We start from the raw sequence: 10,215 nt of genomic DNA, 5'->3' as shown, positions 1-10,215 counted from the left end.
TAGTTGTTGATACCGACGAAGCGCCGCGCAAGGATACGAGCATTGGTGCCCTGTCAAAATTGCGTCCAGCGTTTGACCGTGACGGTACGATTACAGCTGGTAATGCCCCAGGCGTCAATGACGGTGCTGGTGCATTCGTCGTGATGGCCGATGAAACGGCTGAAAAACTTGGCAAAACGCCAATGGCCACGATTCACGGCCATGCGGAAGTCGCCGTGGAATCCAAAGATTTTCCGAAAACGCCGGGACTCGTCATCAACAAATTATTGAAAAAAACTGGTTATACCAAAGATGACATTGACCTGTTTGAAATTAACGAAGCCTTTGCAGCCGTATCACTTGCCAGCGGGAAAATTGCCGGCATTGATCCGGAAAAAATCAACGTCAATGGTGGTGCCATTGCTCTGGGCCATCCAATTGGCGCGAGCGGTGCACGGATTATTTTGACGTTGGTACATGAGTTGAAACGACGTGGCGGTGGACTCGGCATTGCAGCCATCTGCAGTGGCGGCGGCCAGGGTGACGCCATGCTCGTTGAAGTACCGAAGCAATCATGAATGGTTCGGCAGTCGTGATATTTTCTGATTAAATTTGTGGCGTTTTTCGCCAAAGATTATGGCAAAACACCAGAATTCTGGGTGTAACCGCGAAAATTCAAAGCTGAATCGCCAGAGTTCGGGTCAAAACCCCAAAGAACGCCAGAATTCAAAGCGAAATCGACAAAGTTCACAAAATACACCAACGTTCACACATTCAATCAAAAGGAGGTAACAAAACAATGGCTAGCAAAAAAGTCATGGTGATCGGCGCCGGTCAGATGGGTTCAGGTATCGCCCAGGTTTGCGCGCAGTCCGGATATGAGGTTTTATTGAATGACGTCAATGAGGAAGCACTTGAAAAAGGCCTTGGCAACATCGAAAAACGGTTGTCCAGGTCTGTCGACAAGGAACGCATCAGTGAGCAGGAAAAAAACGACACACTTTCACGACTAAAATCGACAACAGATATTCAGGACGTCAAACATTGTGATATGGTCATTGAAGCGATTGTCGAAAATATGGATGTTAAAACAAAAGTATTTGGCGACCTTGATGCCAACGCACCGGACCACGCGATTCTGGCGACCAACACATCCTCACTTCCGATCACGGAAATCGCAGCGGCCACAAACCGGCCGGAACAGGTGATTGGCATGCATTTCATGAATCCGGTGCCGGTGATGAAACTGGTTGAAGTCATACGCGGGCTGCAGACAAGTGATGAAACATACCAGGCGGTGGCGGATATGGCCAAAAAACTTTCCAAAACAGCCGTTGAAGTGAATGACTACCCCGGGTTTGCCGCCAACCGGATTTTGATGCCGATGATTAACGAAGCCATTTTCGCATTGCACGAAGGTGTGGCATCCGTGGAAGACATTGACACGGTCATGAAGCTCGGTATGAACCATCCGATGGGCCCGCTGACATTGGCAGATTTCATCGGGCTTGATACATGCCTGTACATCATGGAAGTGTTACATGAAGGTTTTGGCGACAGTAAGTATCGCCCATGCCCACTACTAAGGAAATATGTCAACGCCGGCTGGTACGGCAAAAAATCAGGCAGAGGCTTTTATCAGTACGATTAATTGAAACATTTTAATCTCACAACTCTGACTTAGCAAAAGGAGGGCATTGCCAATGAACCTTCAATTGACCGAAGAACAGACCATGATGCGCAAAATGGTTCGGGACTTTGCCGAGAGGGAAGTGCAGCCGGAAGTGGAACGGATGGAAAAGGAAGACAGGTTCCCCGTAGAAATCATTCAAAAAATGGGTGAACTCGGGCTGATGGGGATTCCGATTCCTGAAAAATATGGCGGGAGTGCCATGGATTATACATCATATATTATTGCCATCAACGAGCTGGCCAAAGTAAGTTCAACACTGGGGGTTATCCTATCGGTCCACACATCGGTCGGCACTAATCCGATTATGTATTTCGGCAATGACGAGCAGAAAAACAAATACCTTCCGAAGCTGGCAGCAGGTGAATTCTTAGGGGCATTTGCTTTAACCGAACCAGGTGCCGGATCAGATGCCGCCAATATTAAAACAAAAGCGGTGAAGAACGGTGATGACTACGTTCTGAATGGCTCTAAAATATTCATTACCAATGGCGGGCAGGCAGATACCTATATCACGTTTGCCCGGACGAGTGATGAATCGGGATCGAAGGGCATCAGTGCATTTATTGTTGAAAAAGATACACCGGGACTGGTTATTGGAAAACCGGAAAAAAAGATGGGACTGCACGGATCAAGCACCGTTCAGCTAAACTTTGATAATTGTACCGTATCAAAAGAGCAGCTTCTCGGCGAAGAAGGCAATGGATTCAAGATTGCAATGGCCAATTTGAACGTCGGGCGCATTGGGATTGCTGCCCAGGCTCTGGGAATTGGTGAAGCGGCACTGGAACATGCCACGGCCTATGCCAAAGAGCGTGAGCAGTTCGGCAAGACCATCGCTGCCAACCAGGGAGTCGCGTTCAAACTTGCGGATATGGCAACCGAAGTCGAAGCCGCCAGACTATTGGTTTTTCAAGCGGCAGCTTTGGTTGAACGAGGTGCCCCGAGCAGCAAGGAAGCATCGATGGCCAAAATGTATGCTTCCAAAACAGCACGGAAAGCAGCCATTGAAGCGGTTCAGATATTCGGAGGCTATGGCTATACGGAAGATTATCCGGTTGAGCGATTTTTCCGCGACGCCAAGGTAACAGAAATATATGAAGGCACAAATGAAATCCAGCACAAAGTCATCGCAAAAAATCTGCTTGGGTGACCACGAGGAAGGAGCTTCTTGTGTTGAAGTCATATAATGATTGCTTAATGTGGTATTCATTCTGAAAGGGGACAACGTACAATGAATTTTCAATTAACCGAAGAACAGGAAATGCTGCGCAAGATGGTTCGAGATTTTTCCAAAAACGATGTGGAACCAACCGCAGCCGAACGTGATGAAGAAGAACGCTTTGACCGTGATATTTTTGACAAAATGGCTGAGCTGGGGCTTACTGGCATCCCTTGGCCGGAAGAATATGGCGGGATCGGAGCGGATTTCGTCAGTTATGTGATTGCGGTAGAGGAACTGTCACGCGTTTGCGCATCAACAGGGGTTACCTTGTCAGCACACCTGTCACTGGCAAGTTGGCCAATTTACAAATATGGCAACGAAGAACAGAAGAAAACATTCCTGCACCGCTTGGCAACAGGGGAAGCCCTTGGTGCCTATGCTTTGTCCGAACCGGGATCCGGCAGTGATGCAGCCGGTATGAAAACTGTTGCCAAAAAAGATGGCGATGATTACATCCTGAACGGCAATAAAGTATGGATCACCAATGGCGGTGTGGCGGATATCTATATTGTTTTTGCTCTCACTGATCCGGAAGCCAAACACAAAGGCATCAGCGCATTCATTGTTGAAAAAGGAATGGAAGGATTCACCACAGGCAAGAAGGAAAAGAAACTTGGCATCCGGTCATCCCCGACGACTGAACTGATTTTTGAGAATTGCCGTGTACCAAAAGAAAACCTGCTTGGCGAAGAAGGGCAAGGCTTTAAAATTGCCATGTCAACACTCGATGGCGGGCGCAATGGTATCGCTGCCCAGGCACTTGGTATTGCACAGGGCGCGCTGGATGCTGCTGTCGATTATGCCAAAGAGCGCGAGCAATTCGGCAAACCGATCGCAGCCAACCAAGGGATTTCATTTAAATTGGCTGATATGGCAACAGAAGTGGAAGCATCCCGTCTGCTAACCTATCAGGCAGCCTGGCTTGAGTCTGAAGGCGAGCCTTACGGAAAAGCTTCCGCCATGTCGAAGCTATTTGCCGGAGATGCCGCTATGCGGATAACCACCGAAGCTGTACAGGTATTCGGCGGCTATGGTTACACGAAAGATTACCCTGTCGAGCGCTACATGCGCGACGCCAAAATCACGCAAATTTATGAAGGCACCAACGAAATCCAGCGCCTCGTAATTGGTCGAATGCTGACGAAGTAGTGGGACTTGGCGTCTGCCCCCGTGTCCGACAATGACCAATTCGCGCGACGACAGGAAGAAATCGCGCAACAAGGCGCCTAATTCGCGCGACGACGGCATGAAATCGCGCGACAGGCCGCCTAATTCGCGCGACGATAGAACAACATCAGCGCAGAATTCGAGTCAAATGCAACAAAACACCGACGAAATGCACATTAACGAATCATCGAAAGGAAGTCGACCTTATGCACCACCTCGTTGAACAGATGAAGCAAAAAGATATACGTGCACTGGCCAGGGCGATCACAATGGTTGAAAATGACCATCCCGATAAGCTGGATATGCTCAGTGATGTGTTTGCCAGCCAAAAAAATGCCCGCTATATCGGGATTACCGGATCACCGGGTGCCGGAAAAAGCTCGCTTGTAAACCGGCTGATCAGCCATATCCGCAATGAAGATAAGACAGTGGCGGTGATTGCGGTTGATCCGACAAGCCCGTTCAGCGGTGGTGCCTTGCTCGGTGACCGCGTGCGCATGAATGAGCATTTTACCGATAATGGTGTGTATATCCGCAGTATGGCTACACGCGGCAGTTTGGGGGGGCTGGCTCGTGCGACCAAAGACGCCGTCCGGATTTGTGATGCGTACGGATTTGATGTTGTCATTGTGGAAACGGTCGGTGTCGGCCAGTCCGAGCTTGATATTATGAAAATCGTTGATACAACCGCACTTGTACTGACACCAAACAGTGGTGATGTGCTGCAGATTTTTAAAGCCGGGATTATGGAGATTGCTGATCTGTTTGTGATTAACAAGGCCGACCTTGATGGTGTCGGCAAGCTGAAGGGACTCCTGAAAGAGCTCGTCATGATGACGTCCAAAGAAGCTCAAAAAACGCCCATCGTCAAAACGATCACAACGGAAAACAAAGGCATCGATACGCTTTGGGAAAAAATCAATGAACATTATGATTACCTGTATAGAACAGAAGAAGGGCGTAAACGTCGGAAACAGCAGCAGGAGCTGGAAGTTTATGAGCTGATTCGCGAAGAAATCTGGCGTGAAGTCAAAACATATGCAGAAAATGAAAGACTCACGATAAAAGCGGACGATGATCCATACAAACAAGCGCAAGCTATTTATCAACAATGGAAACAGGAAAGGGGGCGGCTGAATGACGCATAACCAAGTCGTTTCATCGGTAAAAGACAGCCATCTGGTTGAAAAGCGGCGGAACCAGATGATTAAAGCAGCTATTACCTTATTTAAGGAAAAGGGCTTTTACCGTACAACAACGCGAGAAATCGCAAGGGAATCAGGCTTCAGCATCGGTACCCTGTATGAATATATCCGGACGAAGGAAGATGTGCTGTTTCTTGTATGTGATGCGATTTATGACCAGGTAAGACAGCGTCTGGAAGCGGCCATTGACTGGAAAAATCCGTCTGTTGCCAATTTGGAAAAAGTCGTTGAATCGTATTTTTATCTGATGGATGACATGCAGGAGGAAATTGTCATCATGTATCAGGAAGTGAAGTCACTTAAAAAAGAGACGAAAGAATATGTCCTGCAGAAGGAACGGGACATGGTTGCGATGCTTGAAAAAATGATTGTGGCATGTCTGCCGGAAACCATTTCTGAAAAGGATGCGGCACTGATCGCCAATAATATTTTTGTCCAGGGGCAAATGTGGGGCTTCAGACGGTGGATGCTGCAGAAACAATTTACGCTGAAGGAGTATATCAGCAGGCAAATTCATTTTCTGATGCAATCCCTGTCAATTGACGGGATGCAACGTGACAAAACAAACTGAGGAATTTAAACAGGAGGGGTTACATGGAACAAGTTCAAATTTACAAACCGGTTAACCCTGTCCGGTTTGTAACGGCATCAAGTCTGTATGATGGGCACGATGCATCAATCAATATTATGCGCCGGATACTCCAGTCGAGCGGGGCTGAAGTTGTTCACCTCGGGCACAATCGTTCAGTGGAAGAAGTCGTTTATGCGGCTATTCAGGAAGATGCTCAGGGGATTGCTGTATCATCCTATCAGGGCGGACATGTCGAGTATTTCAAATATATGATCGACCTTCTCAATGAATTGGGTGCCAGTCACATTAAAGTATATGGCGGTGGCGGCGGTGTCATCATCCCACGTGAAATCAAAGAACTCGAGGATTATGGTGTGTCGCGCATTTTTTCACCGGACAATGGCCGGGAAATGGGGCTGCAGGGCATGATTAACAGCATGCTTGAGGAATGTGACGTTATGCCGCCGACAGACTTGCAGGAAGCTAAGGAAAAACTGGCTACAAGCGATCGGCAGGCAGTTGCGCGCTTGATCACCTATATCGAAAACCACGATGACGATGATGATGACAAGCAAGCCATCATGAAAAAGCTGCGGTCACAATCGAACAATGCACCAGCTCTTGGCATTACCGGAACCGGGGGTGCGGGAAAAAGTTCATTGACCGATGAACTAATCCGCCGCTTCATCAACGAAATACCGGATAAGAAAATCGCCATCATCTCCATTGATCCGACGAAAAAGAAAACCGGCGGAGCGCTGCTGGGTGACCGAATCAGGATGAATGCCATTTTTACGGATCGTGTTTATATGCGGTCGCTGGCGACACGTGGGTCGAGAACAGAGCTGTCCCAGTCACTCCATGACGTGCTTGATGTGCTCCGTGCCTCGGGTTTCGACTTCATTATCGTCGAAACGAGCGGGATCGGCCAGGGTGATGCGGCGATCACCGATGTCACCGATTTGTCCATGTATGTGATGACGTCTGAATTTGGGGCACCATCACAGCTTGAGAAAATCGACATGATTGATTTTGCTGATTTTGTTGTCATTAATAAATTTGAACAAAAAGGGTCAGAAGATGCGCTGAACCAAGTGCGGAAACAGTACCAGCGCAGTCATATGCTGTTTGGTGAGGATAAAGAGACATTCCCTGTTTTCGGTACGATTGCCAGTCAGTTCAATGATGCGGGGACAAATGCGCTGTTTGCGTCGATGATTGATACGTTGAATGAAAAATACGGGTGGGATGAGACTGTTGATTTTGAGCGGCATAAGATTGCTGAAAAGCAAAACATGATCATCACAAATGAACGCCGTCATTATTTGCGGGAAATTGCCCAGCATGTCCGCAGCTATCATGACAATACTAAAAGGCAAAGCGACATTGCACGGAAGCTTTATCAACTTGAAGGTGTTAAAAACATCCTGGATGACGCCGAAAGCATAGAGACAATCGATCAAAAAATCCAAACATACGAAGAAAAATTGGATCCCGAGGCGAAAAAACAGCTTGATGGCTGGGATGAGCTGAAAGACAAATACAGTCAGGATACAATGACATTCAAAATCCGCAATAAAGACATCGAAATGGATCTAACGACTGAATCTATTTCCGGGCTGCAAATCCCGAAAGTTCTTTTGCCGACATATATGGACTGGGGTGACCGGCTGCGTTGGCTCATGAAGGAAAATGTTCCGGGGTCTTTCCCGTTCACGGCAGGTGTTTTTCCGTTTAAACGTAAAGGCGAGGATCCGACACGTCAATTTGCCGGTGAAGGCACACCGGAGCGAACCAATCGCCGTTTTCATTATTTATCGGAAGGCAGTGAAGCAAAACGACTTTCAACCGCATTTGACTCGGTAACTCTGTACGGAGAGGATCCGGCAGAGCGTCCGGATGTTTACGGAAAAGTCGGCGAAAGTGGTGTGAGCATTTGTACACTTGATGATATGAAAAAATTGTATGACGGTTTCGATCTGACCGATCCGAAGACGTCTGTTTCCATGACCATCAATGGACCGGCCCCGATCATCCTGGCGATGTTTTTCAACACGGCGATCGATCAGCAGGTGGCCAAATTCAAAGATGAAAACGACCGTGAACCAAGTCCGGAAGAATATGAGACAATTAAGGATGAGACGATTTCGGTCGTACGCGGCACGGTCCAGGCCGATATTTTGAAGGAAGATCAAGGACAAAACACGTGCATTTTCTCAACCGAATTTGCACTTAGAATGATGGGTGACATCCAGCAGTATTTTATCGATAAAAATGTGCGCAACTATTACTCGGTATCGATTTCCGGCTATCATATTGCCGAGGCCGGTGCGAACCCGATCACCCAGCTGGCTTTTACACTGGCAAACGGGTTCACATATGTCGAATATTATTTAAGCCGCGGCATGGATGTGAATAAATTTGCGCAAAATCTATCATTCTTCTTTTCCAATGGACTCGACCCGGAATATACGGTGATCGGCCGTGTTGCCCGGCGGATCTGGGCGATTGCGATGCGCGACAAATACGGAGCGGATGAACGGAGTCAGAAGCTGAAATATCACATCCAGACGTCCGGACGTTCCCTGCATGCACAGGAAATTGATTTTAACGATATCCGCACGACACTGCAGGCCTTACTCGCGATTCAGGACAATACGAATTCGCTGCATACAAATGCCTATGATGAAGCCATCACAACGCCGACAGAGGAGTCTGTCCGCCGTGCAATGGCCATCCAGATGATCATCAATAAAGAATTTGGCCTGACTAAAAATGAGAATTCACTGCAAGGGTCATTCATCGTGGAAGAATTGACTGATCTTGTGGAGGAAGCGGTTTTTCAGGAATTCGAAAAAATGAATGACCGCGGCGGTGTGCTCGGAGCGATGGAACGCCAATATCAGCGTGGCAAAATCCAGGAAGAGTCACTGTACTATGAAGGGAAAAAACATTCCGGCGAGCTGCCGATTGTCGGCGTAAATACGTATGTCAACCCGAACCCGCCATCTGAGGATCAGATCAATTCAATGGAACTTGCAAGGGCATCCAAGGAGGAAAAGGAACATCAGATCAGCGAACTGCGTAAGTTCCAGGATGCGCATAAAGAGCATACGGAAGCGGCCCTTGAACAACTGAAAAAGACAGCAGCATCAGGCGGCAATATTTTTGCCGAATTGATGGAAACTGTCAAAGTGGCCAGTCTCGGTCAAATCACGAACGCACTCTATGAAGTCGGCGGCCAGTATCGACGGAATATGTAATACGAGAGCCATGTTTATGAGGACAAATAAAAAGGAATCGGTCATACCCGGTTCCTTTATTATGTCATGGGATTCCTGATAAAAAAATATCCGAAAAGAACCTGCAGGCGCATTATTTTCAATTAATTATTGTTTCCGCTGGCATATTCCGCTTATTTTTGTTTATAATGTGTTGTATGATTTGAGCAAAACTGTAATGAATGAATAATAAAGGCGTAAATGCCTTGACTATGAAATATATGAAAAAGGGAGTGCGGTATCGTGAGCTTGGAGAATTACAGCCGCGAGGAACTTGAAGTAACGTCAATGGTTGAACTGGCTAATGACATTTTACAAGAAGAACAAAAAGCACAGGATTTTAATGAACTTTACAGTAAAGTAGCCGAAATGAAAGGTTTTACCGAAGAACAGAAACGGGAATTTATAGCACAGTTTTACACGGATTTGACAATCGACGGGCGATTTCTGACAATTGAATCCGGCGTTTGGGGTCTGAAGCGGTGGTATCCGGTCGAGCAGATGAATGAATTTGTAACGACAACAGTACCGAAGAAAAAGAAAAAGGCAAAAAAGAAAAAAGAAGACATTCCGCGTCAGGAGCCTGAAGAAGAGGACTTGGACAGTGTTGATGACCATGTTGAGTTTCTGACAAATGACTTTGAAAAGGCTCGTGCTGAAAGTGATGAACTTGATGAGCGTGAAGGCTTTGACGATGAACTCGATGACGATGAATTTGATGATGAAGATTTTGATGACGAAGATGAAGTCGCTGAGAGTGATGACGAAGAAAATAATCATTAAATAGGGACAGTGAATCATTGCTTGTGCTCATGTATTTATAGGCATGCATTGCTGCTCGAAACGACGCCGCTTCGAACTTTCGACGCGCAGGACGTGCCAGTGCAGGCGCCCGTGATTGTCGTCGCGAACTTAGCCGGTCGGTTCTTGTTATCCTCTTTTTTGAACACGACCTTAAAACAGCTGCTTGACTTTTTAGATATCGATGCGTACAATTTTTATTGGGCTCGCTAAATTCGTGCATATATTGCGCTTCCCCTGTGGATGAAGGGGGGAGCGCTTTTTATTTTAGTACAGAAAGCCTAATTTGGTGTCAT

The 10,215-nt window shown here is 47.1% G+C and carries 7 protein-coding genes and 1 pseudogene; all 8 read left to right on the top strand.

All coding sequences use genetic code 11. The features are described 5' to 3' along the window. Nucleotides 1-557 (top strand): annotated as a pseudogene (locus VK080_RS13075) (acetyl-CoA C-acyltransferase); the annotation flags it as partial. Nucleotides 558-778: 221 nt separating this feature from the next. Next, nucleotides 779-1,630, top strand: coding sequence for a 3-hydroxybutyryl-CoA dehydrogenase (locus tag VK080_RS13070; RefSeq protein ID WP_324225210.1), 852 nt, complete (start codon nucleotides 779-781; stop codon nucleotides 1,628-1,630). A gap of 52 nt (nucleotides 1,631-1,682) precedes the next feature. After that, nucleotides 1,683-2,822, top strand: coding sequence for an acyl-CoA dehydrogenase (locus tag VK080_RS13065; RefSeq protein ID WP_324225209.1), 1,140 nt, complete (start codon nucleotides 1,683-1,685; stop codon nucleotides 2,820-2,822). An 81-nt stretch (nucleotides 2,823-2,903) separates the two neighbouring features. Then, on the top strand, nucleotides 2,904-4,043 hold the full coding sequence (locus tag VK080_RS13060; protein ID WP_324225208.1) for an acyl-CoA dehydrogenase: 1,140 nt from the start codon (nucleotides 2,904-2,906) through the stop codon (nucleotides 4,041-4,043). Between the two features lie 224 nt (nucleotides 4,044-4,267). After that, nucleotides 4,268-5,209: a methylmalonyl Co-A mutase-associated GTPase MeaB gene (gene meaB, locus VK080_RS13055; RefSeq protein WP_324225207.1), complete on the top strand. Its 942-nt coding sequence runs from the start codon at nucleotides 4,268-4,270 to the stop codon at nucleotides 5,207-5,209. After that, nucleotides 5,199-5,837, top strand: a complete 639-nt coding sequence (locus VK080_RS13050; protein ID WP_324225206.1) for a TetR/AcrR family transcriptional regulator — start codon at nucleotides 5,199-5,201, stop codon at nucleotides 5,835-5,837. The genes meaB and VK080_RS13050 overlap by 11 nt, the downstream gene beginning before the upstream one ends. 23 nt (nucleotides 5,838-5,860) lie before the next feature. After that, on the top strand, nucleotides 5,861-9,100 hold the full coding sequence (gene icmF, locus VK080_RS13045; RefSeq protein ID WP_324225205.1) for a fused isobutyryl-CoA mutase/GTPase IcmF: 3,240 nt from the start codon (nucleotides 5,861-5,863) through the stop codon (nucleotides 9,098-9,100). A 261-nt stretch (nucleotides 9,101-9,361) separates the two neighbouring features. Then, entirely contained in the window at nucleotides 9,362-9,901 is a 540-nt protein-coding gene (gene rpoE, locus VK080_RS13040) for a DNA-directed RNA polymerase subunit delta (protein WP_324225204.1), read from the top strand. Nucleotides 9,902-10,215 lie beyond the last annotated feature (314 nt).

The organism is Lentibacillus sp. (genome assembly GCF_035301925.1).
GTDB lineage: Bacteria > Bacillota > Bacilli > Bacillales > Amphibacillaceae > Lentibacillus.
Note: the sequence above shows the minus strand (reverse complement) of the source record. Positions and strands in the feature narration are given on the sequence as shown.